We start from the raw sequence: 24,686 nt of genomic DNA, 5'->3' as shown, positions 1-24,686 counted from the left end.
CGTTCAGTAGCCAGGTCGAGGGGTGCCCTCGACCCAAGCACAACTTCAACCCTGCCACTTCCCGCCTTCAACAATCACACTCTCCGGCTTGGTGTCATCGCTCAGCTCTTTACGCACATACTGGTCGTACAGCTTGAGCAGGAATTTCTCCTCACCCAACTTCGCCAACTCGGTGTTCACCCAGTCACGCAGTTCGATGTTGCCCTTCTTCACGGCTGGTGCAATCGGTGCTTCATCGCCGAGTTTTTCTTCCAGCACACGGTAGCCCGGGTTCTGCTTGGCCCAGCTGAACAGCACCAGATTGTCCTGAGCATAGGCATCACCACGACCGGCGGACAGCGCTTGCAGCGACTCGGAGTTTTTCTCGAACTTGAGCAGCTTCCAGTCCGGGTGGTTCTTGGTCAGCCAGATATCGGCCGTGGTGCCGGTGGTGACGATGGTGGTGCGGGTGGCCAGGTCATCCAGGCTTTTCACCGTGCTATCGTTCGGCACCAGGGCCTGCACCGCGACCTTAAGGTTAGGGTTTGTGAAGTCCACCGCTTCCTTGCGCTCCGGGGTCACGGTCATGTTGGCGAGGATCAGGTCGACCTTGTCGCTTTGCAGGAACGGAATACGGCTGGCCGGCTCGACGGCAACGAACTCGACTTTGTTCTCATCGCCCAGCAGGTCTTTGGCGAATTGGCGGCCGATGTCGGTATCGAAGCCGACGTAGCGGCCGGCTTCGTTGACGAAACCGAACGGCGGTTTGTCGGTGAAGACGCCGACGATCAGCTTGTCGCGCGCCTTGATCTTGTCGAGGTAGCTCGCCGCAGCGGCGGCGGGCTTGGCAGGCTCTTCGGCCTTTTTATCGCAGCCGGCCAGCAGTGCGACAGCAAACAGTGGCAGCAGTAGCTTTTTCATATCAGCGCAAGTTCCTTGGGTTTTTTGGGCAGTGTTGAAACAAAGGAGAACTTCTCCAGGAACTGCTGCGCGCGTGCGGTTTGCGGGTTCGTAAAGAATGCCTCGGGGGTGTTGTGTTCGAGGATGCGACCGGCCTCCATAAACACCACGCGGTCGGCTACGGCGCGGGCGAAGGCCATTTCGTGGGTAACGATCAGCAGGGTCATGCCATCGCGAGCCAGCCCCTGAATCACTTCCAGCACCTCCTTGACCATTTCCGGGTCAAGGGCGGCGGTGACCTCATCAAAGAGCATGACCTGAGGGTTCATGCACAGCGAACGAACGATGGCGATGCGTTGCTGCTGGCCGCCGGAGAGCTGACGCGGGAAAACGTCGCGCTTGTCGGCCAGGCCCACACGCTCCAGCAGTTTTTCTGCTTGGGCACGGGCCTCGCGTGGGTCGCGCTTTTGTACTTTCAAGGGGCCGAGCAAGATGTTGTCGAGCACGCTCATGTGCGGGAACAAGTGGTAGCTCTGAAACACCATGCCCACGTCCTGGCGTACTTGGCGCCAGTCGGTGCTTTTGTCCAAAAGCTCTTTGCCTGCGAAACGCAGGCTGCCGCTGTGGGCCACTTCCAGCCCGTTGAGGCAACGCAGCAAGGTGCTTTTGCCGCAACCGCTAGGGCCGAGGATCACCACCACTTCGCCGCTTTGCACGCTCAGGTCGATGCCCCTGAGCACTTGCGCCTCGCCGAAGAATTTGTTGAAACCCTGGAACTCGATCAATGCGTTCATGCTTGGGCCCAGCGCCGTTCCAGCACCTTGGAGGCGGCCGACAACGGGTAGCAGATAAAGAAGAAAAACAGGAACAGCACGCCGTAGATCAACACCGACTCATAGGTGCGTTCGATTATTTGTTGGCCAACCTTGATCACATCCACCACGCCGATCAGCACCGCCAGGGAGCTGGTCTTGATGATGCGCGTGTAGACGTTGATAGTCGGCGGGGTCATGCGTTTCAGGGCTTGGGGCAGCAGCACGTAACCGTAAAGTTGCGGATCCGAAAGACCAATCGACAACCCTGCTTCACGTTGCCCGCGTGGCAGAGAATGCAACGCGCCGCGCACCACCTCCCCCACTTCGCTGGCGCCCCACAGCGACAGCACCAGTACCGCGCACCAGAAGCTCGGAATGCTCAGGCCGAGAAAAATCGGCAGGCCAAAAAACAGCAGGTACAGCCACACCAACACCGGGATCGCGCGGAACAGCTCCAGGTACACCCGCAGCACGGCATTGATCACCTTGTTGTTCAAGGTGCGCAGCACGCCATACAACACGCCACCGACGGTGCTGAAAACGATGCTCAAGAATGAAATCGACAGGGTTTGCGCAGCGCCCTTGCCCAGTTGCGGCAACGACACCCACAACAACTCAAGACCCGAACTGGCCATGCTGGAGCCTCCTTTCCAAACGGCTGAGCAGCAGCGACAGCGGCAAGAACAGCAACACGCAAATCAGCGTCAGCACGGCAAGCATTTCGTAAGTCTTGTAGTAGAGCGCGATGTAGCTCTTGGTGGTGTAGAGAATTTCCGGCACCGCCACGGCAGAGACCACAGTGGTCTCCTTGAGCAAGAAGATGAAATTGGCGAACAGCGCCGGCAGGCTGAGGATGCCGGCCTGGGGCAAGATCACGTGGCGCAGCAGTTGCCAGTCAGACAGGCCGATGGACTTGCCCGACTCGATCTGCGCCAGCGGCACCGCTTCCACACCGGCGCGCAGCACTTCGGTGAGATAAGCGCCGCCGAGGAAGGTCATGGTGATGATCGCCGCCCAGAACCCGGAGATATTGAAGCCCAGGACCGGCAGCGCGAAGTACACGAAGAACAGCTGGATCAGCAGCGGCGTATTGCGCGCCAATTCCACATAGAGCACCACCAGGCGCGACAGGTAGGGCCTGCGAAACACCAGCAGCGCCGCATTGATCAGTGCCACCAGCAAGGAGGTGGCGATGGCGATCAGGCCCACTTGCAGCGTCACCCCTACGGCCTTTAGGAACGCCGGCAGGGTGCTGAGGATAAAAGCGAAATCGAAGGTCATTTCCAGTCCATGACGCCGCAAGGGTAATGCAGCGAGCGCAATCCGATCCGGTGTGGTTAACGCCGGGTAGCGCGAACTTTAAAGGTATAAAAAGTAAAATTTAAATACCAAAATAGCATATTGATATCACCCAAAAAGCTAACCCCCGGATTCGCGGGTTTGCCGTGTGACGGCTATGGTTGGTGGGTCTGAGATTCGAGGGATTGAACCGTGAAGGAAGTGAAACCGATGGATCCGCAGGAGCTGGTGAAGTGGTTGACGGCATTACGCAGGGCGATCAATAGCACGTCATAAAAAAACGCCGACGCTGTAACAGCCGTCGGCGTTCAAACCTTGAAGGGGTTTCGTCTACATCAGAACGCAGGCACTACCGCGCCGTTGTACTTCTTCTCGATGAAGGCTTTGACTTCCGGGCTGGTCAGGGCCTTGGACAGCTTCTGGATAGCGTCGCTGTCCTTGTTGTCCGGGCGAGCCACCAGGAAGTTCACATACGGCGACTTGGCGTCCTCAATGATCAGCGCATCTTTGGCGGGGTTGAGGCCAGCTTCCAGAGCGTAGTTGGTGTTGATCACATCAAGGTCAACCTGGTCCAGAACGCGTGGCAGCAGCGCCGATTCGAGCTCTTTGAACTTCAGGTTTTTCGGGTTGCTGGCAATGTCTTTTGGCGTGGACAGGGCATTGGTCGGGTCTTTCAGCGTAATCAGACCGTTCTTTTGCAGCAGCAACAGGGCACGGCCGCTGTTGGAGCCTTCGTTCGGGATGGCTACGGTAGCGCCATCTTTGAGTTCCGAAATATTTTTGATTTTCTTCGAGTAACCGCCGATGGGCTCAACGTGCACGCCGACCACAGTCACCAGGTTGGTGCCCTTGCCCTTGTTGAAGTTCTCCAGGTACGGCAGGGTCTGGAAGTAGTTAGCATCCAGGCGTTTCTCGGCAACCTGCGTGTTGGGTTGAACGTAGTCGGTGAAGACTTTGATCTGCAGGTCCACGCCTTCTTTGGCCAGGGTCGGCTTGATCAGCTCAAGGATTTCGGCGTGGGGGATCGGGGTCGCGGCCACGACGAGTTTTTCGTTGGCCTGGGCGAAGCTTGCAGTCAGGGCAGCCGCCAGTGCGGTAAACAACAGAACCTTTTTCATGCAGTGTCCTTATCGGATTTCCGGGGGCGTCTCTGACGACCGTTTTTTATATGGCGTGCCAGCGAAGTGCTATCGCGGCGTGGAGGGGACAATACCTAGATTTTTTATTCCCGAACAATATCTTTTCTTCACGTTGATATTCCATTTTGTTCATGCAGGAATTCAAGCAGGTTTTTTTGTTCCGCGGGGCTGGCAGTCTGGAAAATCCGCTGGACCTGCTCCACCGGCGAACCCGCGACCGGCAGGTTCAAATGTTCAGGCAGAATCTCGTCGCCGCTGCTGACCAGCAACGCAAAGTGAATAACGTTTTCCAGCTCGCGGGTATTGCCCGGCCAACTGTGATGCTCCAACACACGCTGGGCCGCATCGCTGATCAGCGGCACCGGCAGGTCCAGGCGCTGACTGTAGATGCCCAGGAAGTATTCGGCCAGAGACAGGATGTCACCGACCCGCTCACGCAGGGCCGGCAAGTCCAACTGACCTTCGCTCAGGTAATGGAACAGGCGCTCATGGAACTTGCCGGCCGCCACGGCCTGGGCCAAGTCGATGCTGGTGGCCGCCACCAGCCGCACATCCACCGGGCTGGGCTGATGGGCACCAACGCGGGTGACTTCGTGGTTCTCCAAGGCGGCCAGCAGTTTTACCTGGATCGGAAGCGGCAAGTCGCCAATCTCGTCCAGGTACAAGGTGCCGCCATTCGCTGAACCAAACCACCCCGCCCGGCTGCTGGCGGCGCCGCTGTGGGCGCCGGCAGCGTAACCGAACAATTCCGCATCGGCATAGGTAGGGCTTATCGCACCGCAGTTGACCGAGACAAACAAACCTGTACGGTCGCTGCCACGATGAATATGGCGCGCCAACAGCTCTTTACCACTACCGGTCTCGCCGCGAATCAATACAGGCAGCGCACGCGGGGCGAGGTTTTCCAGGTCTTCGCGCAGTTGGCGCGAACGAGGATCGACAAACACCAATGCCTTGGCGCGGATGCTCAGCGGGCTTTTTTCCGCGTCGGGAAAGGTCAGCAAGGGCTGGCCGTAGGTTTCATGCAGACTCATGGCAGGCTCCCGCCCCCAATCCACTCAAGGGACGGGGCGTTGAAAAATGTTCAGGCAGTGCGCCGGGCGTGATGCTCAAGACGGCTCTGCAGGCGATACAGGTAAGCAAACCCCTGCTCCCAACGCTGGTGACCGGACTTCACATTGATATGGCCAGCACCGGACAGAATGCCCGCTTCGGCTCCCCAGTTACGGGCCAACTCCAGGGCTCTTGGGGCGCTGACGGCACTGTCGTTATCGGAACTGACCACCTGGCTGGGAAACGGCAACAGATCGGTCGGGATCGGCGCGAAATTACGCAATGCCGGAGAGCAGGCAGGACGCTCGACATCGGCCGGGGCCACCAGCAAGGCGCCGCGCACCTGACGCAAAAACTGCACCGGCGCAGTGGCCGCCCAGTGCGCCACGGTGATGCAGCCCAGGCTATGGGCGATCAGGATCACCGGCGTGCTGTCGGCCGCGATGGCCTCGGCCAGCGCGGCGACCCAATCTTCGCGGCGCGGCGTCAGCCAGTCGGCCTGCTCCACGCGGGCGCTGTTGGGCAGGCTGTTCTGCCAGTGACTTTGCCAATGATCTTCTGGCGATCCTTGCCAGCCCGGCACGATCAGGTAACGAATCGACTCGCTGTGCATGGGTGTGCCCTCCTGCAGCGTTTGACGTTGCTGAACAGTATAGGGACGGGTGTTATATTCGTTAAGGAATAAGAAGCTATTTATTAATAACAAAAAAATCAGGCCCAAGCTGTTAGCTGCAAGCGGCAAGTTAAGAGCAAAAAAAGGCCGCACCCTGCCAAGGAGACGGCCTAAAAAACAGCTTCGAGCGGGTAGCCACAAGCCGCAAGTTAAGAGCAATCAGCTATTGCTTGCCGCTTATAGCTTGAAACTCACAGCTGCGCGCTACCGCGCCGTTATCACTGACAACTTCGTTATCCCCGCGCGCTCGATAGACGCCATGGCTCGCGCCACTTCGCCGTAGTTCACGCCATCGTCTGCCTGCAGTTGCACCCGCACATCGGGGTCCTTGGCTTTTGCTGCCTGCAGGTTGAATTCCAGCAGGTCCGGCTGGATTTCGTCCTTGTTGATAAACAGTTTGCCGGCACCGTCGATGCTCACCACCAGCGGGTCCTTCTGCTCCACCGGGGCTACAGCCTCGGTCTTGGGCAGGTTGATCGGAATCGAATTGGTCAGGAGCGGCGCGGTGACGATGAACACCACCAGCAGCACCAGCATCACGTCTACCAGGGGCGTGACGTTGATCTCACTCAGTACCTCATCGCTGTCTTGGGTGGAGAAGGCCATCTCAGGACGCCTCCTTCACTTTCTGCGGGTTGCCGGTGGGGGCTTTGCTCAACGTTGGGTGCAACAGTACGCGGAAGGCGTTCTTCTGCGCCAGGCTATAGAAGTCGTGGGCGAAATCATCGAGGTCGGCGGCAGTCAGCTTGAGGCGGCGCAGGAAGTAGTTGTAGACCAGCACTGCCGGCACCGCGACAGCGATACCCACACCCGTCGCGACCAGTGCCGCACCGATCGGGCCGGCCACGGTTTCGAGGCTGGCAGAACCGGCGGCACTGATGCCCTTGAGGGCTTCCATGATGCCCCACACGGTGCCAAACAGGCCGATGAACGGCGAGGTGCTGCCGATACTGGCGACCACGGCCAGGCCGGTTTCAAGGGAGCGCCGCTCGCGCACGATCTGTTGGCGCAGGGCACGCTCAAGGCGGTCCTGGTGGTTGATCGCCTGGCTCAGGTCGGCCGCGTGTGGGGTTTCGCCCACCTGGATCGCGGCATAACCGGCCTGGGCGACACGGGCAGCGGCGCCCGGCTGGGTTTCTGCCAGTTCGGCGGCCGAGTCGAGACTCGACGCCGCCCAGAACTGTTTGTGGAACTTGCGATCCTGCGCCTTGAGGCGACCGAACTGCACGCCCTTGAGCAGGGCCAAGCCCCAGGTGGCGACCGAAAAAACCACCAGCAGCCAGATCACCGCGCTTTCGATGGACTCAAGTGGAGATGCTAATGCCATGATGTCTTCCCTCTGTGCAGGTCGCGGCGTGTGCAACACACCGCAGCCGAATAGTTAGTGAATCTTGAAATCGATCGGTACGCTGACCCAGCCGTCCTGGGCTACATCGCCCTGCTTGGCCGGCACGAAGCTCCAACGCTTCACCGCTGCCAGTGCAGCGTCATCGAGTTGCTGGCGACCGCTGCTTTTCTGGATCTGAATCTCACCCGGCTTACCGCTGGCCAGTACCTGCACCCTGAGCAACACCGTGCCTTCCCAACCGCGACGCTGGGCCAGTGACGGGTACTCCGGCGCCGGGTTCTTCAAGTACGCAGCGTTGGCCGAAGCAGGCGTTACCGGAGTCGGCGCCGGAGGAGCTGGAGGCGCGGGCGGTGCGGGTGTCGGTGGCGCGGGCGGCGCCTCGACCGGCTTCGGCACAGGCTTGGACTCAGGTTTTGGAACCGGCTTGGGTTTTGGAATCGGTTTTGGCGGCGCCGGCTTGGCGGCCAACTCATCCACTATCGGCGGCGGTGGTTCAACGACGGGCGGCGGTGGGGGTGGCGGCACAGGCGGTGGCGGTTCGACCACGGGTGGCGCCGGCTGGGAAAACTCGATGGTCATGGGTGGAATTTCCGGCGGCACGATCGGCAACACCGGCGTGGGCCGCTGACTCACCCAGTAGATCACCGCTCCGTGCAGGGCCAGCACCAGCAAACCCAGCAGGATCCCCTCGCGACGGCTGGAGAAACGCTTTGGCGTTTTCTGTGTACGCAGCTGCCCCAAAGGCGCGCGGTGCGGCCGGCCAAGGTCGACCAACTCACCACTCGGTGCCTGGCGCCATTGCGCCTCGTGTGCACTGGCGGCGGTCTGGACATTGCCCATTGATTCACTCCCTACGGTTTTGACGCAAAAAAACCGACAGGCCTGCGTGGAAGGCCATCTGGGGCTGAATCATCGGGGCCAGACGCTTATTTCTTAAAGTAATCTTTAAAGTTATAGGTAGATCTAAATTGAATAAACGAAACATTCAGAAACGGCAAAGCCACGTCCTGCGCGGGTTGGCGCAAACGCGTTGTTTCTGAATGCCTTTCAGGCATAAAAAATATTCAGTAAAGGCATCGCTCAGACAGGGCTGTTTGCACACAAATCAAGCAGTTGACGTTGCAGACTCTGCCCCGCTGCGCCCAAGCCACTGCGGCCATACAACGCCAGCCGCACGCCTTGCACCTCTGGTAAACCGCTGTCATGGGCCAACACGACATGCCCGGCTTGTACCACTCGGCGCGGCAACAAACTGATGCCCAACCCCGCCGCTACGGCTGAACACACACTGGCCAGGCTCGCGCTGGAATACCCGATACGCCAGCGCCAGCCTGCCACTTCCAGGTGTTGAAGCATTTCATTGCGGTACAGGCCGCCCACCGGAAATGCCACCAACGGCAAAGGGTCGCGCCCCAGGCACGGTGTGCGGCGGCTGTCCACCCAGCACAATGGCTCCGGCCATGAGGCCAGGCAGTCGCTGTCGCCCATCTGTTTGACCAGCAATACGTCGAACTCGCCGTTGCGGTACTGGCGTTGCAACTCAGGGCCAAGGCCGCTGGTGACTTCCAAACGTACTCGGGGATAGGCCAGCACAAAAGCCGAGAGCAAGGGCATCAGGCGCTCGGCCGCGAAGTCTTCCGGCACACCGAGGCGCAACACGCCGTCACTCTGTTGGTTGATTAACACGTCGGCGGCTTCTTCATGCAGTGCAAGGATACGCCGCGCATAGGCCAGCAAACGTTCACCCTCCGCTGTCGCCACGACATGGCGCTGGTCGCGGTCCAGCAACTGGCACGTCACTGCTGCTTCCAGGCGGCGGATCTGCTGGCTGACCGTGGACTGGGTCAGGTGCAGGCGCTCGGCCGCACGGGTGAAATTGCCGCAATCCACTACAGCGACAAAGCTGCGCAACAACACGGGATCAAACATGGCCGCTCACCATTTCATCTGCCACTGGTTGGCATGGTTATATTTAATTTCAGAATACCTCGACGGCTGCCCATACTTCATCCTCCATCCTGCCCAGAGGGATCCTCATGACCGACGATCAACAGCACCTGCAACGCGCCATCCGACTGGCCCAGGCCAACGTAGCCAAGGGTGGCCGCCCCTTCGGTGCGGTGCTGACGCGCAACGGCGAAGTGCTGGTAGAAGCCGTGAATGAAATCCACCTGACCCAGGACCCCACCGCCCACGCCGAACTGCTGGCGATCCGCGCCGCAAGCCGGCAACTCGGCACGCGCCTGGACGCCTGTGTGATCTACGCCAGCGGCCAACCCTGCCCGATGTGCCTGAGCGCTATGTACCTGTGCGGCGTGGAGCGAGTGGTGTTTGCAGCCAGCAACGAAATGGCCGAGCCCTTCGGCTTGTCGACGGCGGCGATCGGCCAGCAGGTAGGCCTGCCCTTGAGCGAACAGCGCCTGCCGATCCAGCATCTGCATGATGCGGCCATGACCACCCTGTACCAACATTGGAAAAACCTGCATGACCCTGAATAAATCCCTCGCCGGCTGGGGCCTGCTGGTGGTCCTGGGCCTCAACCTGCGGCCGATCCTCAGCTCCATCAGCCCATTGCTCGGCGAGATTCGCCTGGCCACTGGCTTGAGTTTCCAGAGCAGTGCCTTGCTCACCAGCCTGCCCGTGGTGTGCATGGGCCTGGTGGCGCTGGTGGGTGTGCGTGTTGAGGCGCAACTGGGTGAGCGGCGCGGCATCGCCCTGGGCCTGATGATGATTCTGCTGGCGTGCGTGGCGCGCTGGCTGATGGGCCAGGGTTCGACGCTGCTGGTGACCGCGTTGCTGGGCGGCGCCGGTGTCGCGCTGATCCAGGCGCTGGTGCCGGCGATGATCAAGCGCGAGTTTCATCACCGCGTGCCGGTGGCGATGGGCGTTTATTCGGCATCGTTGATGGCCGGTGGCGGGCTGGCGGCGCTCCTCAGCCCGGTGGCAGCCACGTATTTCCAGCAGTGGCAAGCCGGGCTCGGCGTGTGGCTATTGCCAGCGCTGGCCGCATTATTGTTGTGGGCCTGGTTGCCTCTGGGCGCGGCAAAAAGCGCGATAGTCATCCCTGCCTTCAAGGGCCTGCGCAATCGCCGCGCGTGGCTGCTGGCGCTGTATTTCGGCCTGGTGAACTGCGGTTACATGAGCATGGTCGCGTGGCTGCCGGCCTACTATCAGCAACTGGGCTGGGGCGTGTTGCCCAGTGGTTCATTGCTGGCGTTCATGACCATCTTCCAGGTGATCGCCGCGCTGTTGATGCCGGTGCTGGCGCAACGGGGGATCGACCGTCGGCCGCTGCTGTGGATCAGCCTGTTGGCTCAGACCGTCGGCTATCTCGGCCTATTGATCGCGCCGCTGCAACTTCCGCACCTGTGGGTGGCGCTGTGCGGTTTCGGCCTGGGCGCATGTTTTGCCTTGAGCCTGTTGCTCACCCTCGACCACCACCGCGACCCGCGCCAGGCCGGGCAACTGGCGGCGTTCGTGCAAGGCGTGGGCTTTTTGATCAATGCGGTTTCGCCGTGGTTGACCGGTTGGCTGCGCGAACTCACCGGCAGCTTTGTGAGTGCCTGGGTGGTGCTGACCGTCACGGCGGTGGCGATGCTGGTGGTGACGCGGGTGTTCAGCCCCGCCACTTACCGCACGGCGCCCGCTCTATAGATATGCATTTAAGATCTACATAAAACAAACATGCTTCATTGACGGAATAAGTAGTGCCCTTAAAATCCCGATTCCCCTACAGGATGCCGGGCACACCATGGACCTTCGCCAACTGCGCTACTTCATCGCGCTCAACGAGCACCGCAGTTTCGGGCGCGCAGCGGACGCCATGGGCATCACGCAGCCAGCATTCAGCCGCAGCATCCAGGGCCTGGAGCAGGAGTTCGGCTGTGTGCTGGTGGACCGCACCCACAAAGAGCTGCGTCCTACCCCCGAAGGCCAGGTGGTGCTGCAACATGCGTTGAGCCTGGTGCAAGGCGCGGCGTTGCTGAGCCATGAAGTCACGCGCATGACCAAACTCGACGCCGGCGAAGTGCGCTTCGGCAGCGACGCCGTGGCCGCCGTGAATCTGGTGCCCAAAACAATGGCGCGCTTTGTCTCTACCTACCCCAAGGTGCGCACCGCTTTGCAGGTGGATAACTGGGAAAAACTCGGACGCAGCCTGAACCGTGAAGAGATCGAATTCTTTATCGCCGACGTGCGGCACTTCGAGGCCGACCCGAACTTCCAGACCCAGGCCCTGACGCCTCGACGCAGCGTATTTTTCTGCCGTGCGGGACACCCGCTGCTGGCCAAAGACAGCCTGTCCACCAACGACCTGTTCGGCTTCCCGCTCGCTACCCCGCTGATCGCACCCGGCATTCGCAAATTGCTGGCCAACCTCAGTGGGCGCATCGACTTTGCGCCTGCCATCGAGCTCGAGCAGTTCGCTGCACTGGCCACCATCGTGCGGCAATCCGACGCCATCGGCCTGGGCGCCGAAGAAGCCTTTATCGACGCATTCGCCAGCGGTCATTTGCAGGTGCTGCATTGGCGCAATCTGCCGCACGCGCTGGACAGTCTCAGCAACCTTTGCGGGGTGATCAGCCGCGCTGGGGTGCGCTTGTCGCCTGCGGCGAAGGCGCTGATCGAAACCCTGCTGGCGGTGGAAAACCAAGCCGATTGGCCCGCGCAAATGTCCCGAAATCATTGAAGCGTACGCCCATCTCAGCCATCACCTTGTGGGCCACCTTGGCGGTCATCTGGCGGATGTAAAACGGTTCCTTCACCACAAAATGGTGGATGCCATGGGTGCTGCCGAAGTTGAAGCAAAACGCCTGCAACGGCCACATCCACCACGGGTTCAACACCTGGGTCTGCTGGATCACATTGCCCAGTTCCACATCGCCGTAGTAGTGCATGTTGGAGCTGACAAAGTGCAGGCAAAACGTGCGCAGCACGTTGGGGCCGATGATCACCACGGCGGCGATATCGATTACCTGCATCATCTGCAAGGTACCGGCGGACCACTCGATGGGCGCGCCGAGCAGACTGGCGACACCATTGGCGGCATGAAAACCCAGGAACACATACCACGCGCCCCAATGCAGCAGCGCCAGCGGTGCATACACCAGCAGCGAGCGCTTGAGGATCGTCAGTTTGTGCTTCCAGGCCTTGGCCCGCAGGATGCGGATGAACGCGGACATCACGTTGTCGCCCACCATCAGCAACCGCGCCAACCCCCAGGGCTCGCCGTTGGTGATGGCGCGCTCTTCCATATCGGTCTCGGTGCCGGAGACCTTGTGATGATTGAGATGCAGGTGCCGGCGCACCCACGGATTGATCGTACTTGGGCGCGCCAGCCACACCAGGCCCATCATCAGGTTGTGGGGCACGCGCTGTTTGCGAAAGTACATGCTGTGGATCAGGTCGTGTTCCAACTCGTGGGTCAGTGACGCCAGGAACGCATTGAGCAGCAAGCACGCCCACCAGGCCATATGACCCGTGATGTAGAGCGCCGCCGAGCCCACCATGCCGAGCAGCGCAAATGCCAGGATCCCCGCGCCCAACGCGTCCTGATGCAGCAGCCAGGGATGTTGCTGGCGCAGTCTTACGCCTTCGGCCAGCACCACTTCACGGATATGCGCCGAGCGCTGTTGTGCGTTCATCTGCTGGGGACTTGCAGAAGTACCGTCCATGCTTCCATCCTCTTGCTTATTGAGGCTCACATCCTGCCCCAATCGATCAATCAGGATGCTAGCCACGGACGCCAACTTGTTGACCGCAAGCGCCAATCGCCATGACCGAACCCACTTCCCTCGCCAGCTGGACCCGCGCCTTGCGCAAGCAGCTCGATGCCCTGGGCCTCGACAGCGCCGGGTTGTGCCTGCAAGCCGGGCTCGACCCGCAGCAGATGGATGATCCCAACGCACGCTACCCATTGTCGGCCACCACGCGTCTGTGGAAATTGGCGGTGCTGGCCAGTGGCGATCCGGCGATTGGCTTGCGGGTGTCGCGGTTTGTCAGCCCTACCACCTTTCATGCGCTGGGGTATGCGCTGGTGGCCAGTGGCAGCTTGCGGGAAGTGTTCGAGCGCATCGTGCGGTATCACCAGGTGGTCAGTGATGCCTTGAGCCTGGAACTGAGCGGCGATGGCGAACGCTATCGGTTCCGCCTGCTGCAACTACCAGGCAGCCCGGCGCCAGCGTTCGAGGCCATTGATGCGTTTGCGGCGATCTACGTACGCACCTGTCGCAATCGTCTGGGCCGTGAATACGCGCCGCTGGCGGTGTACCTGCGAAGACCCGAGCCCGCAGACCCCAAGCCGTGGCACACGGTGTTTCGCGCGCCGGTATTTTTCGACGCCGAAGAAGACCGCCTGGAGTTTGCCGCCGCCGATTTCGACAGCCACCTGGACGACGCCAACCCCGAGCTGGCCGAGCACAACGAAACCGTACTCAAGCGCACCCTTGCTCAACTGCAGCCTCTGACCTGGGAGCGCAAGGTGCGCCGGGTGATCGAAGCACAGTTGCCCGACGGCGAGCCGAGTGCCGAACGCGTCGCCCAGGCGCTGCACCTGAGCCTGCGCAGCCTGCAGCGACATCTGGCGGATGAAGGCTGCCGGTTTGATGCGCTGCTCAATGAGTGCAGGGAGAACCTGGCCTTGTTGCACTTGCGCGATCCGCAGTGCTCATTGGCCGAGATCAGTCATTTGCTCGGGTTTGCCGATACCAGCAGCTTCAACCGGGCGTTCAAGCGCTGGACGGGGATGACGCCAGGGCAGTTTCGGGATGGGCTGCGGTAGGTGGGGCAATCAACGCCCGCGATCACGCCGCAGCAGCTTCTTCACCCGCGCCATCAGCGTTTTGGCCGCAAATGGCTTGAGCAGGTAGTCATCCTCATGCAATTCCAACCCGCGCAGACGATCTTCAATCCCGCCCGGCGTGGTCAGGAACAACACCGGCGTCTGGCCCTTCCGCCGAATCGCCTGTTGCAACTTCCAGGCATTGAGCCCCGGCAGCATTACATCCAGGATCACCAGGTCGTACTCGGTGCTTTCAACCAAGCGCAACGCCGCCATGCCATTGGCCGCCACTTCAACGGTGTAACCGGCCTCGTTCAGGCCACCGGCCATCCGCTGTGCCTCGTCGGATTCATGTTCCACTAACAGCACGCGCATAACACACCTCGATTGATCAGGCGTGCAGGCTACCACCCTCAGGTGTGCGCCGCCTGCCGTAGCCGCTGTACGTCGAGGATTTCGATCTCGCCGTAGCCCAGGCGCACGATGCCCTGGGCTTGCAGGTCCTTGAGCAGCGCATTGGTGGTCTGGCGCGACAGGTTCAACATGGCCGCCAGGTCTTCCTGGGGCAACTGCAGCACGCGCTTGGCGTGCTCGGTATCACCATAGCCTTCGACGATCATCAACAAACGGTGGGCCAACCGCACCGGGGCCGGCATCAGACTGAGCTGTTCCAGGCCGATAAAGCTCAGGCGCAGCTTCTGGCTCATCAACAGCGCCAGGTCGCGCCAGTATTGCGGGGTGTCATCAAGGATGTTCAGCAACGCCTGCTGCGGTACTTGCAATAGCGTGCACGGCCCAACGGCACAGGCATCGTGGGTACGAGGCAAGCCATCGAATAAACAGATTTCGCCGAACCAATGGGGTAACTCCACCAGGCTGAGTATCGCTTCCTTGCCTTGCTCATTCACCGCGCTGACCCGCAGGGTGCCGTCGATTACCGCGTACAAGCCACAGGGCGGGTCGCCGCGCTTGAACAAGTACTGTCCCGCCGCGAGCTGCCTCACGCGGGCACTGGCCAGCAAGCTATGCTGAAAAGGCGCCGGCAGGTGGCTGAACCAGTGCCCGGTGACCAACCGGTCGCGCCATTGTTCTGCGTCCATGTGAACTCCGAAGATTGTCGCCCAGCTGACAGTTCGCCACAGGCTGACGGGGCATGATCAAGCATCCTACAGGAGGAATAACAATGAAAAGCCTCGTCGACCATCTCAGTCAATACGCCGCCTACCACCGCGACCCGCGCAACATCGCTAGCCACTTTATCGGCATCCCGCTGATTGTGGTGGCGGTGGCCGTGCTGTTGTCACGCCCGGAATGGGCGCTACGCGGCCTCTGGATTTCACCCGCCGTGATTGTCGCGCTGTTGGCGGCGTGGTTTTACCTGCGCCTGGAATTGGCCCTGGGCGTGTTGATGACGGTGTTGATGGGCCTGTCGGTGTGGGCCGGGCATGTGCTGGCGGCACAGAGCACACTGGTGTGGCTCAGCAGCGGCATCGGCATGTTCGTGGTGGGTTGGGTGATTCAGTTTGTCGGCCACTACTACGAAGGCAGGAAGCCGGCGTTTGTGGATGATGTATCGGGGCTGATTGTGGGGCCTTTGTTTGTGGTGGCCGAGTTGGCGTTCCTGCTGGGGTTGCGGCACGGCCTCAAACAGCAGATCGAGGAGCGCTCGGGGCCGGTGGAGCGCCGTGATTTAAAACCGAGCAAAGTCTAAATGTGGGAGCGGGCTTCACTCAGCGTTCGCGAGCAAGCCCGCTCCCACATTGGGTATCGCGCGGTTGTTAGGCTTTTTGCCAGACCTTGGGTTTGAAGAACAGCGTCTCGCCGCGCGCAAGACCCGTCAGGCTGTCGTGGTCTTTCACCACTTCAGCTTCGATCAGCTCGCTCTGGCCTTCCACTTTCAACGTCACACGCGTCGTCGCGCCGAGCGGACGAATATCCCGCACTTCAGCCGCATGGTGGTCTTCCAGCTCATGCCGTGACAGCGACACTTCGTGTGGGCGGAACAGCACGTGTTTGTCTTCACCCAGGTGCAGGCGGTTCGAATCACCCAGGAAGTGGTAGACGAAATCGCTGGCCGGGTTCTCGTACACATCGCCCGGTGAACCGATCTGCTCGATCACACCCTTGTTCATCACCACGATGCGGTCAGCGACTTCCATGGCCTCTTCCTGGTCGTGAGTCACGAACACCGAGGTCAGGTTGATGTCTTCGTGCAGGCGCGCCAGCCAGCGGCGCAGTTCTTTACGTACCTTGGCGTCGAGAGCGCCGAAGGGTTCGTCCAGCAGCAGCACTTTGGGTTCCACCGCCAGGGCGCGGGCCAGGGCGATACGTTGGCGCTGGCCACCGGAAAGTTGCTCCGGGTAGCGATCCGACAGCCAATCCAGCTGCACCATATTCAACAACTCATGCACCTTGACCGCGATCTGGCTTTCGCTCGGGCGCTGGTTCTTCGGCTTCATGCGCAGGCCGAACGCCACGTTGTCGAACACGGTCATGTGACGGAACAGCGCGTAGTGCTGGAACACAAACCCAACGTTGCGATCACGTACGTCGTGGCCGGACACGTCTTCACCGTGGAACACGATGCTGCCGTCATCCGGGGTTTCCAGGCCGGCGATGATACGCAGCAAGGTGGTCTTGCCGCAGCCGGAAGGGCCGAGCAAGGCCACCAGCTCGCCACTCTGGATGTCCAGATTGATGCTGTTCAGGGCCTTGAAGGCGTTGAAGTTCTTGCTGACATTACGGACTTCGATCGACATGACTTATTCCTCACCCGCGCTGTTGCGCAGGCGGTTGATACGGTTCTCGCTCCACTGCTTGAGCAGCAGGATGAAGAGCGCCAGGATCAGCAGCAGGCTCGCGACGGCAAACGCGGCGACATGGTTGTATTCGTTGTAGAGGATCTCGACGTGCAGCGGCAGCGTGTTGGTCACGCCGCGAATGTGGCCGGACACCACCGACACCGCGCCGAACTCACCCATGGCCCGTGCGGTACACAGCACCACGCCGTAGATCAGCCCCCATTTGATATTCGGCACGGTCACGTGCCAGAACATCTGCCATCCGTTGGCGCCGAGCAGACGCGCAGCCTCCTCTTCCTGGGTGCCCTGCTCCTGCATCAGCGGGATCAGCTCACGGGCCACGAAAGGCACGGTGACGAAGATGGTCGCCAGCACGATGCCGGGCAAGGCAAACACGATCTGGATGTCATGGTCCTGCAGCCACGGGCCAAAGAAGCCCTGGGCGCCGAACATCAGCACGTAGACCAGGCCGGCGATCACCGGTGACACCGAGAACGGCAAATCGATGAGCGTCACCAGGATGCTTTTGCCACGGAACGAGTACTTGCTCACGCACCACGCGGCGCTGACGCCGAACACCAGGTTGAGCGGCACCGAAATCGCCACGGCAATCACCGTGAGTTTCAGCGCCGACAGGGCGTCGGGTTCAAGAATCGCAGCGAAGAACGCGCCTAGGCCGTTCTTCAAACCCTGGGTCACCACGATAAACAGCGGCAATAGCAGGAACAGCGCGAACACCAGCCAGCCAAGGCCGATCAGGATACGTCGGGACGCAGCACTGCCACGACGGGCAGCGTTGGCCGAGGACGCGGCGGAAATAGACGATTGGGACATGTTCCGCGCCTCCTTATGGACGTTCGATGCGCCGCTGCAACAAATTGATCAGCAGCAGCAGGACGAAGGAAACCACCAGCATCAGCACGCCGATGGACGTGGCGCCGCGGTAGTCGTATTGATCGAGCTTGACCATGATCAGCAACGGCAGGATCTCGGTTTTCATCGGCATGTTGCCGGCGATGAAAATCACCGAACCGTACTCACCGACGCCACGGGCAAACGCCAGGGCGAAACCGGTCAACCAGGCGGGCAGCAATGCGGGCACAAGGATGTGGCGGAACACCTGCAACGGCTTGGCACCCAGGCAGGCGGCGGCTTCTTCGACCTCCCGAGGAATATCGGCCAGTACCGGCTGCACCGTACGTACCACGAACGGCAAGGTGACGAAGGTCAGCGCCAGGGTGATGCCCAAGGGGGTGTAGGCGATCTTGAAGCCCAGGTCCGCAGCGAACTGGCCGACCAGGCCGTTAGGCGTGTACAGCGCGGTCAGTGCAATACCGGCGACGGCGGTAGGCAGGGCGAACGGCAGGTCGATCATCGCATCGATGACCTTGCGGCCAGGGAAGGTGTAGCGCACCAGCACCCAGGCCAATAGCGTGCCGATCACGCCGTTGATCAGCGCGGCGTACAACGCGGTGCTGAAGCTCAACTTCAAGGCCGCCAGCACGCGCGGTGCGGAAATGATGTTCCAGAACTGATCCCAGGTGAGTTGAGCGGCGTGTACAAACATCGCCGCAAGGGGGATGAGTACGATCAGGCTGAGGTACACCACGGTGTAGCCCAGCGTCAGCCCGAAGCCGGGTATGACGGGGGAGATACGACGCGACATAAGAGTCCTTGGTTAAGGGAACTGACACACAAAACCCGCAGGTGAATGCGGGCTATGTGGGCGGGTTGTTGCTTGGTTTACTGCGCGGTGTAAATCTGGTCGAACACGCCACCGTCGTTAAAGAATTTCGGTTGGGCAGTTTTCCAGCCGCCGAAGTCTTTGTCGATAGTCACCAGGTCCAGTTTCGGGAACTGCTGGGCATATTTGGCGGCCACTTTTGCATCGCGTGGGCGGTAGAAGTTCTTCGCCGCAATCTCCTGGCCAGCCGAGCTGTACAGGTGTTTCAGGTATTCAGTGGCGATTTCGGTGTTGCCCTTTTTCTCGGCGTTCTTGTCGACCACGGCCACTGGCGGCTCCGCGAGGATGGACAGGGAAGGCACGACGATATCGAACTTGTCGGCACCGCCGTCTTCTTTCAGGGCCAGGAAGGCTTCGTTTTCCCAGGCCAGCAACACGTCACCCTGACCGTTGTTGACGAAGGTGATGGTTGAACCGCGAGCGCCGGTGTCGAGCACAGGCACATGCTTGAACAGCTCTTTCACGTACTCTTGGGCCTTGGCTTCACTGCCGCCGGTTTTCAGGCCATAGGCCCAGGCGGCGAGGAAGTTCCAGCGGGCGCCGCCGGAGGTTTTCGGGTTCGGGGTGATCACGGACACGTCTTTCTTGATCAGGTCGCCCCAATCCTTGATGCCTTTAGGGTTGCCTTTGCGCACCAGGAACACGATGGTCGAGGTGTACGGGGTACTCGCGTCCGGCAGGCGGGTCTGCCAGTTTTCCGGCAGGGTCTTGCCCAGCTTGGCGATTTCGTCGATATCACCGGCCAGGGCCAGGGTGACCACGTCGGCGCGCAGGCCGTCGATCACGGCGCGGCCCTGTTTGCCCGAACCGCCGTGGGATTGCTGGATCTTGACGTTGTCGCCGGGGTGGGACTGTTTCCAGAAGTTGGTGAACTCAGCGTTGTAGTCCTGGTACAGCTCACGGGTCGGGTCGTACGAGACGTTGAGCAACTCGTAGTCCTTGGCAACGGCGGAACCAGCAAACACGGCGCTGGCCAGGGCGGCCAGGGCATAACGGCGAATCGACGACATAGAAGCTCCTGAAAATTCTTGGGTGTTGGCTTTTTCTTATTAAACTTAAACGCGGGTCTATCGCCGTCAGTGCCTAGCTCGGTTTGTTACCCGGGTTCTGCAAACGGAATTTTTCTTTGCGTTCGATCTGTACGACTTGAGCGTTGTGCACAGTGATTTCCACCGCGCCGAACCGCAGATCGCGCAGGGCGCTCTGGATCTCACGCAAAATGGCTGCTTCGTCCTGGCCGTCGACGCTACGTAGAGATGCGCTCATGGTCTCGCTCCTGAAATGAATAGTGCCTCGCAGTGGCGGCACTGCTTGCGGCGTGAGGGCGATAGTAGATAAGCGCGGATATTCTTAAAAATACTATTTAAGAATGTTTATATAACCAGAAAGAATTTTCTGGCGGGACGTGGAGTTGCGTGCAGATTTTTTGTGATGTCGCTGAAATTAAGCCTTGAAAAGATCCAAATGTGCATTTCAATTCTGGATTGGGGGTGCCCGGTTCCAGTCAATCTCTCGCGCTGGCATCGGCCGGCCAAACCAATACCCCTGCCCCATGTCGCACTGCTGGTCGAGCAGAAACCGAGCTTGCTCCACCTGCTCGATCCCCTCGGCATGCACCTGCATGCCCATGCTTTTAGCGAGGGCGATCACCACGCGCACGATGGCCGCGTCATCTTCGTCCCATGGCAGCCCGGCAACAAAGCCCTGGTCGATCTTCAGCTTCTGCACCGGCAGGCGCTTGAGACGCAGCAGTGACGAATAACCGGTGCCAAAATCATCGATAGCCAGGCGCAGCCCCAACTCACGGAGACGGTGCATCTGCTCCAGCGCGACCTCCGGGTCTTCCATCACCGCGCTTTCGGTGACTTCCAACTCGAGGAATGCCGGATCCAGGCCCGTGTCATGCAGCACTTGGGCGACCTTCTCATACAGCTCACGTCGCGCAAAAAGGCGGCTGGACACATTGATGGCAATAAAACTCAACGGCGCACCATCGGTCAGCCATTGGCACATCTGACGACAGGCCTGGTCCATCACCCATGCATCGATCTCGGCAATCAACCCGGTGCGTTCGGCAATCGGGATAAATTCCCCCGGCGGCACCAGGCCGCGTTCCGGATGCTGCCAGCGCACCAGTGCTTCGACGCCGATAAGTCGACTGCTGTGCAGGTCGTGCACAGGTTGGTAGTAAACGCATAGCTCCTGCTGTTCGAGGGCGCGGCGCAGCTCGCTGGCGACTTCCACGCGATTCTGCGCGTGGGCGGTCAGTTCCTCGGTGTACAGGGCGTAGCCTTCGCGGCCGGCATTCTTGGCCTTGAACAGCGCGGAATCAGCGTTACGCAGCAACTGCTCGGCGCTCAGGGCATCGGTGGGGAAAAGGCTGATCCCGATACTGGCGCTGATAAACAGCTGATGGGCGTCAAAGATAAAGGGCTGTTTCATCGCCTCCAGCATGCGTTGCGCCAGGCCCGCAGCCTGAGCCACCTGCGGGCAACTTTCCGCCAGCACCGCGAACTCATCCCCCCCCAGACGCGCAAGCGTCACGCCAGGGCCAAACAGCGCCTTGAGTCGTTCGCCTACCAGCTTGAGCAATTGGTCGCCAACGTTATGGCCCAGGCTGTCGTTGATGATCTTGAAGTGGTCCAGGTCCAGCAACAGCAGGGCACAGCCGCGCTTGTGGATCTGCGCCGAGGCCAGCGCCTGCTCGGCGCGGTCGGTGAACAACAGACGGTTGGGCAGGTCGGTGAGCGGATCGTGGTGCGCGAGGTGGGCCAGTTCATGCTCGGAATCCTTGATGGCGCTGATATCGGAAAACACCGCGACGTAATGGCTGACCTGGCCCTGATCATCGTGGATCACGCGAATGGTCTGCCACTGGGGATAAATTTCACCGCTTTTGCGCCGGTTCCAGATTTCACCGCTCCATTCGCCGGTGCGTTCCAGGCTCTGGAACATTTGCTGGTAAAAACTCGACGAATGGCGACCGGACTTGAACAGGCTGGGCTGCTGGCCCATGACGTCTTCGCGGCGGTAGCCGGTGATCTCGATGAAGGCACGGTTGACGTGCACAATCAGTTCCTGGGCGTCGGTGACCAATACGCCTTCTCGCGTGCAATCGAACACGGCGGCGGCCTGGCGCAGGCGTTCGCGGTTTTCTTCCAACGGTTGTTGCAGTTGGTTGGCCCGGGCAAATCGGGCGCAGATCAGGTAGATCGCCAGAGCGCTCAGCGCGACCCACACGTAGCCGCGCACCTGCAGCCAGTGGTTCAGCTCACTCGGGTTATCGAGAAACTCGATCAATACGCGCTGAGTGACGCCGATCCACAGAACGGAGACCAGCAGGTATACCAGCCCCGCACGTAGGGCGCCTCGGTATGAAAACAGCATATGGTCAGTAATCCTTACCCAAAAAAACAGAATCGCCCTACAAAGGCTGCGGATTATAGAATAAGAAACATCCAGTCACTCCTATCTGAAAGCGCGGCTGGTTTTCTCTGTAGGCTTAGTGATAATGCGTGAGCTGTTCTTTTCTTTATCTGAGGGCCATACAGCCTATGTGGTACAACGGTTTTCTTGACCTGTCAGCCTGGCAACTGGTGGCGGTCACTCTGTTGATGACCCACGTGACCATCGTTGCGGTCACGGTCTATCTGCATCGTTATTCAGCCCATCGCTCCCTGGAGCTCAATGCCGGCCTGAAACACTTCTTCCGCTTCTGGCTGTGGCTGACCACAGCGCAGAACACCCGCGAGTGGACCGCCATCCACCGCAAGCACCACGCCAAGTGCGAAACCGTCGACGACCCGCACAGCCCGGTCATCAAGGGCCTGTCCACCGTGATGCGCAAAGGCGCCGAGCTGTACCGCACCGAGGCCGAAAACCCCGAGACCCTGCGCATCTACGGCAAGAACTGCCCGGACGACTGGATCGAGCGCAGGATCTACACCCCGTACCCATTGCTGGGCGTGGCGATCATGGGCGTGATCGACCTGCTGCTGTTCGGCACCATCGGCATCACCATCTGGGCGATCCAGATGATGTGGATTCCGTTCTGGGCTGCCGGCGTGATCAACGGCCTGGGTCATGCCGTAGGCTATCGCAACTTCGAATGCCGTGACGCGGCGACCAACCTGGTGCCGTGGGGCATCATCGTTGGCGGCGAAGAGCTGCACAACAACCACCACACCTACCCCAACTCGGCCAAGCTGTCGGTGAAGAAATGGGAGTTCGACCTGGGCTGGGCCTGGATCAAGGTCTTCAGCTTCTTGCGCCTGGCCAAGGTGCAGCGCGTAGCGCCCATCGCCCACCGTGTGGAAGGCAAGGGCCACTTGGACATGGACACCGCTATGGCGATTCTCAACAACCGCTTCCAGATCATGGCCCAATACCGCAAGTTGGTGATCGGTCCGCTGGTCAAGCAGGAGTTGGAAAAAGTCGATCATTCGGTGCGCCATCAGTTCCACCGTGCCAAGCGGTTGCTGTCGCGGGAAACCAGTTTGCTGGATGATCGCCACCACCTGCGTATCCAGAGCATGCTGGAACACAGCCACGCGCTGAAAGTGATCTACGAAAAGCGTCTGGCGCTGCAGCAGATATGGCTCAAGACCAGTTCCAACGGCCACGATATGCTCGCAGCCATCAAGGAATGGGTGCATGAAGCCGAGGCCAGCGGCATCCAGTCCCTGCGGGATTTTGCCCATCAATTGAAGACTTATTCGCTACGGCCTGCGGCGGTCTGATGCTGTGGTGGGAGGGTTCGCTCTCCCACCTATCGGCTTTTTGGCGTCATTTACCGGGCACCGGCAATCGGTCCTGTTGACGGAACTTCACTGCAATTCCCCTCTCTCAATGAACACTTCGCCATCATGGTGGCCCCTTGTAGTGACCGCTGTTCCAACTTGCGGCGCGCCCAGAGAGAGTTGTGCCGATGGTTCACGAAAATCCTTACTTGCCCGATCCTCCCACCGCTGAGCATCCGCGTCCGGCAGCGGCTGCGACCCTGCTGGCGCTGGTGCATGCCCAGGGTGAAGTCGAGCGGTTGAGCGAGCGTGAGCAACTGCTGAGTTCGTTGCTGGTGAGTGTGAACGCGGTGCTGTGGGCCATCGATTGGGAAACGCGGCGCGTGCTCTACGTGAGCCCGGCCTACGAGCGAGTGTTCGGACGTTCCGCCGGCCTGCTACTGGCCGATCATCGGGAATGGCGCAACAGCATTCACCCTGAAGACCTGGACTATGCCGAACACAGTCTGGCCCGCGTGCTGGAACAGGGCGCCGTGGAAGACCGCGAGTACCGCATCATCACGGCCGACGGGCAGATTCGCTGGCTGAGCGATAAGTGCTACATCAACCAACAGGTCGAGCCCGGCGAACCGTTGATCGTGGTGGGCATGGCCGAAGACATCACCGAGAAGAAACAGCTGGAACTGGAGCTGCACCGCCTGGCCACCACCGACGTGCTGACCCAGAGCAGCAACCGCCGGCACTTTTTCGAGTGCGCCAACCACGCCTTCGACAGCGCCTGCGCCCAGGGCGCCCCACTGGCCTTTTTGTTGCTGGACATCGATGACTTCAAGGACGTCAACGACACCTACGGCCACCTGGAGGGCGATCAGGTGTTGCGCCGTATCGCGGAGAGCGGTCGAGGGGTCTTGCGCCGTGGTGACCTGTTCGGACGCATTGGCGGCGAAGAGTTCGCCGCCGTTCTGCCCGGTTGCGCGCCGGAGATGGCGTTGCAGGTGGCTGAGCGGCTCGGCAAGGAGATTCAGGAACTGCGTTTCAGCTATGAAGGCCAGGCATTCAGCGTAACCATCAGCCAGGGCCTGGCCAGCCTCACTGAGCAGGACTCGACCCTGGACAGCCTGTTCGCCCGTGCCGATGCCGCCATGTACGAGGCCAAGCGCCTGGGCAAAAACCGCGTTATAGCGGGCTGAAGCCGAACACCTTCATCTGCCACAATGAAAACCCAATGTGGAAGCTGGCTTGCTCGCGAATGCGTTGGCTCAGCGGCACATGTGTCGACTGACACGGCGCTTTCGCGGGCAAAGCCGCTCCCACACTGAATATCGTCGCTCTCTAGGCCTTGCGCACCCGCGTGAGTTCCAGGCCCTTCGGCCCGACATCGGAGGCAAAGAAGCCGCCCGCGAGCCAAAAAACGCCTA

At 60.5% G+C, this 24,686-nt stretch carries 27 protein-coding genes; 7 read left to right on the top strand and 20 right to left on the bottom strand.

Annotated features, from left to right (window positions below):
• Nucleotides 1–45: 45 nt before the first annotated feature.
• The 11 genes from LVW35_RS00975 to LVW35_RS00925 all read right to left on the bottom strand — a co-directional run bounded on the left by LVW35_RS00975 (nt 46) and on the right by LVW35_RS00925 (nt 9,135).
• A complete protein-coding gene (locus tag LVW35_RS00975; RefSeq protein WP_233893263.1) occupies nt 46–900 on the bottom strand; it encodes a transporter substrate-binding domain-containing protein in 855 nt (284 codons plus the stop codon).
• The gene (locus LVW35_RS00970) at nt 897–1,673 is read right to left on the bottom strand and encodes an amino acid ABC transporter ATP-binding protein (RefSeq protein WP_233893262.1); all 777 of its coding nucleotides are present in this window, start codon (nt 1,671–1,673) and stop codon (nt 897–899) included. The genes LVW35_RS00975 and LVW35_RS00970 overlap by 4 nt, the downstream gene beginning before the upstream one ends.
• Nucleotides 1,670–2,329 carry an amino acid ABC transporter permease gene (locus LVW35_RS00965; protein ID WP_233893261.1) on the bottom strand — a complete coding sequence of 220 codons (660 nt, stop codon included), beginning with the start codon at nt 2,327–2,329 and terminating at the stop codon, nt 1,670–1,672. Before LVW35_RS00965 ends, LVW35_RS00970 begins: the two co-directional genes overlap by 4 nt.
• A complete protein-coding gene (locus LVW35_RS00960; protein WP_233893260.1) occupies nt 2,310–2,975 on the bottom strand; it encodes an amino acid ABC transporter permease in 666 nt (221 codons plus the stop codon). The genes LVW35_RS00965 and LVW35_RS00960 overlap by 20 nt, the downstream gene beginning before the upstream one ends.
• A gap of 353 nt (nt 2,976–3,328) precedes the next feature.
• On the bottom strand, nt 3,329–4,111 hold the full coding sequence (locus LVW35_RS00955; RefSeq protein ID WP_033898862.1) for a MetQ/NlpA family ABC transporter substrate-binding protein: 783 nt from the start codon (nt 4,109–4,111) through the stop codon (nt 3,329–3,331).
• Between the two features lie 128 nt (nt 4,112–4,239).
• A complete protein-coding gene (locus LVW35_RS00950) occupies nt 4,240–5,166 on the bottom strand; it encodes a sigma 54-interacting transcriptional regulator (protein ID WP_233893259.1) in 927 nt (308 codons plus the stop codon).
• Nucleotides 5,167–5,216: 50 nt separating this feature from the next.
• Complete coding sequence (locus LVW35_RS00945) at nt 5,217–5,798, bottom strand: alpha/beta hydrolase (RefSeq protein WP_016975008.1); 582 nt, start codon at nt 5,796–5,798, stop codon at nt 5,217–5,219.
• A gap of 264 nt (nt 5,799–6,062) precedes the next feature.
• Nucleotides 6,063–6,464, bottom strand: a complete 402-nt coding sequence (locus tag LVW35_RS00940; RefSeq protein WP_065893820.1) for an ExbD/TolR family protein — start codon at nt 6,462–6,464, stop codon at nt 6,063–6,065.
• A 1-nt stretch (nt 6,465) separates the two neighbouring features.
• Nucleotides 6,466–7,185 carry a MotA/TolQ/ExbB proton channel family protein gene (locus LVW35_RS00935; protein ID WP_442799578.1) on the bottom strand — a complete coding sequence of 240 codons (720 nt, stop codon included), beginning with the start codon at nt 7,183–7,185 and terminating at the stop codon, nt 6,466–6,468.
• Between the two features lie 54 nt (nt 7,186–7,239).
• Complete coding sequence (locus LVW35_RS00930; RefSeq protein WP_233893258.1) at nt 7,240–8,046, bottom strand: energy transducer TonB; 807 nt, start codon at nt 8,044–8,046, stop codon at nt 7,240–7,242.
• Between the two features lie 240 nt (nt 8,047–8,286).
• Nucleotides 8,287–9,135 (bottom strand): LysR family transcriptional regulator, encoded by an 849-nt coding sequence (locus LVW35_RS00925; protein WP_233893257.1) that lies wholly within the window; start codon nt 9,133–9,135, stop codon nt 8,287–8,289.
• A 107-nt stretch (nt 9,136–9,242) separates the two neighbouring features.
• Here LVW35_RS00925 and LVW35_RS00920 point away from each other — a divergent pair, with 107 nt between their 5' ends.
• The 3 genes from LVW35_RS00920 (at nt 9,243) to LVW35_RS00910 (ending at nt 11,893) form a co-directional block, all read left to right on the top strand.
• Nucleotides 9,243–9,704 carry a nucleoside deaminase gene (locus tag LVW35_RS00920; protein WP_233893255.1) on the top strand — a complete coding sequence of 154 codons (462 nt, stop codon included), beginning with the start codon at nt 9,243–9,245 and terminating at the stop codon, nt 9,702–9,704.
• A complete protein-coding gene (locus LVW35_RS00915) occupies nt 9,691–10,860 on the top strand; it encodes a CynX/NimT family MFS transporter (RefSeq protein ID WP_233893254.1) in 1,170 nt (389 codons plus the stop codon). The genes LVW35_RS00920 and LVW35_RS00915 overlap by 14 nt, the downstream gene beginning before the upstream one ends.
• A 97-nt stretch (nt 10,861–10,957) precedes the next feature.
• Nucleotides 10,958–11,893, top strand: coding sequence for a LysR family transcriptional regulator (locus LVW35_RS00910; RefSeq protein WP_233893253.1), 936 nt, complete (start codon nt 10,958–10,960; stop codon nt 11,891–11,893).
• Here LVW35_RS00910 and LVW35_RS00905 read toward each other — a convergent pair.
• Nucleotides 11,784–12,878 carry a fatty acid desaturase gene (locus tag LVW35_RS00905; RefSeq protein WP_233893252.1) on the bottom strand — a complete coding sequence of 365 codons (1,095 nt, stop codon included), beginning with the start codon at nt 12,876–12,878 and terminating at the stop codon, nt 11,784–11,786. The genes LVW35_RS00910 and LVW35_RS00905 overlap by 110 nt on opposite strands.
• A 101-nt stretch (nt 12,879–12,979) precedes the next feature.
• Here LVW35_RS00905 and LVW35_RS00900 point away from each other — a divergent pair, with 101 nt between their 5' ends.
• Entirely contained in the window at nt 12,980–13,984 is a 1,005-nt protein-coding gene (locus LVW35_RS00900; protein WP_233893251.1) for an AraC family transcriptional regulator, read from the top strand.
• 9 nt (nt 13,985–13,993) lie between these two features.
• Here LVW35_RS00900 and LVW35_RS00895 read toward each other — a convergent pair whose 3' ends face one another.
• Together LVW35_RS00895 and LVW35_RS00890 are read right to left on the bottom strand one after the other, a co-directional pair.
• Nucleotides 13,994–14,359 carry a response regulator gene (locus LVW35_RS00895; RefSeq protein WP_233893250.1) on the bottom strand — a complete coding sequence of 122 codons (366 nt, stop codon included), beginning with the start codon at nt 14,357–14,359 and terminating at the stop codon, nt 13,994–13,996.
• A gap of 38 nt (nt 14,360–14,397) precedes the next feature.
• Nucleotides 14,398–15,084: a Crp/Fnr family transcriptional regulator gene (locus LVW35_RS00890; protein ID WP_233893249.1), complete on the bottom strand. Its 687-nt coding sequence runs from the start codon at nt 15,082–15,084 to the stop codon at nt 14,398–14,400.
• Between the two features lie 83 nt (nt 15,085–15,167).
• Between LVW35_RS00890 and LVW35_RS00885 the strand changes: the two genes are divergently transcribed.
• Nucleotides 15,168–15,695 (top strand): Mpo1 family 2-hydroxy fatty acid dioxygenase, encoded by a 528-nt coding sequence (locus tag LVW35_RS00885; RefSeq protein WP_233893248.1) that lies wholly within the window; start codon nt 15,168–15,170, stop codon nt 15,693–15,695.
• Between the two features lie 67 nt (nt 15,696–15,762).
• Here the strand turns inward: LVW35_RS00885 and LVW35_RS00880 are convergent, their stop codons facing one another.
• From LVW35_RS00880 to dibA, 6 genes are all read right to left on the bottom strand, one after another.
• Nucleotides 15,763–16,743 (bottom strand): sulfate/molybdate ABC transporter ATP-binding protein, encoded by a 981-nt coding sequence (locus tag LVW35_RS00880; RefSeq protein WP_034101869.1) that lies wholly within the window; start codon nt 16,741–16,743, stop codon nt 15,763–15,765.
• 3 nt (nt 16,744–16,746) lie between these two features.
• A complete protein-coding gene (gene cysW, locus LVW35_RS00875; RefSeq protein ID WP_233893247.1) occupies nt 16,747–17,619 on the bottom strand; it encodes a sulfate ABC transporter permease subunit CysW in 873 nt (290 codons plus the stop codon).
• A 13-nt stretch (nt 17,620–17,632) separates the two neighbouring features.
• On the bottom strand, nt 17,633–18,451 hold the full coding sequence (cysT, locus tag LVW35_RS00870; RefSeq protein WP_233893245.1) for a sulfate ABC transporter permease subunit CysT: 819 nt from the start codon (nt 18,449–18,451) through the stop codon (nt 17,633–17,635).
• A 77-nt stretch (nt 18,452–18,528) separates the two neighbouring features.
• Nucleotides 18,529–19,539, bottom strand: a complete 1,011-nt coding sequence (locus LVW35_RS00865; RefSeq protein ID WP_233893243.1) for a sulfate ABC transporter substrate-binding protein — start codon at nt 19,537–19,539, stop codon at nt 18,529–18,531.
• 73 nt (nt 19,540–19,612) lie between these two features.
• The gene (gene oscA, locus LVW35_RS00860; protein WP_003170956.1) at nt 19,613–19,795 is read right to left on the bottom strand and encodes a sulfur starvation response protein OscA; all 183 of its coding nucleotides are present in this window, start codon (nt 19,793–19,795) and stop codon (nt 19,613–19,615) included.
• Nucleotides 19,796–20,002: 207 nt separating this feature from the next.
• Nucleotides 20,003–21,916: a phosphodiesterase DibA gene (gene dibA / locus LVW35_RS00855; protein WP_233893242.1), complete on the bottom strand. Its 1,914-nt coding sequence runs from the start codon at nt 21,914–21,916 to the stop codon at nt 20,003–20,005.
• A gap of 167 nt (nt 21,917–22,083) precedes the next feature.
• On the opposite strand from dibA, the gene desA reads away from it, so the two are divergent.
• Nucleotides 22,084–23,268 carry a delta-9 fatty acid desaturase DesA gene (desA, locus tag LVW35_RS00850; RefSeq protein ID WP_233893240.1) on the top strand — a complete coding sequence of 395 codons (1,185 nt, stop codon included), beginning with the start codon at nt 22,084–22,086 and terminating at the stop codon, nt 23,266–23,268.
• A gap of 188 nt (nt 23,269–23,456) precedes the next feature.
• A complete protein-coding gene (locus tag LVW35_RS00845) occupies nt 23,457–24,458 on the top strand; it encodes a sensor domain-containing diguanylate cyclase (RefSeq protein ID WP_233893238.1) in 1,002 nt (333 codons plus the stop codon).
• The last annotated feature ends 228 nt before the right edge of the window (nt 24,459–24,686 follow it).

This window comes from Pseudomonas sp. HN11 (assembly GCF_021390155.1).
Classification (GTDB): domain Bacteria; phylum Pseudomonadota; class Gammaproteobacteria; order Pseudomonadales; family Pseudomonadaceae; genus Aquipseudomonas.
The sequence above is the reverse complement of the archived record's forward strand: the minus strand, read 5'-3'. Positions and strand labels throughout refer to the sequence as shown.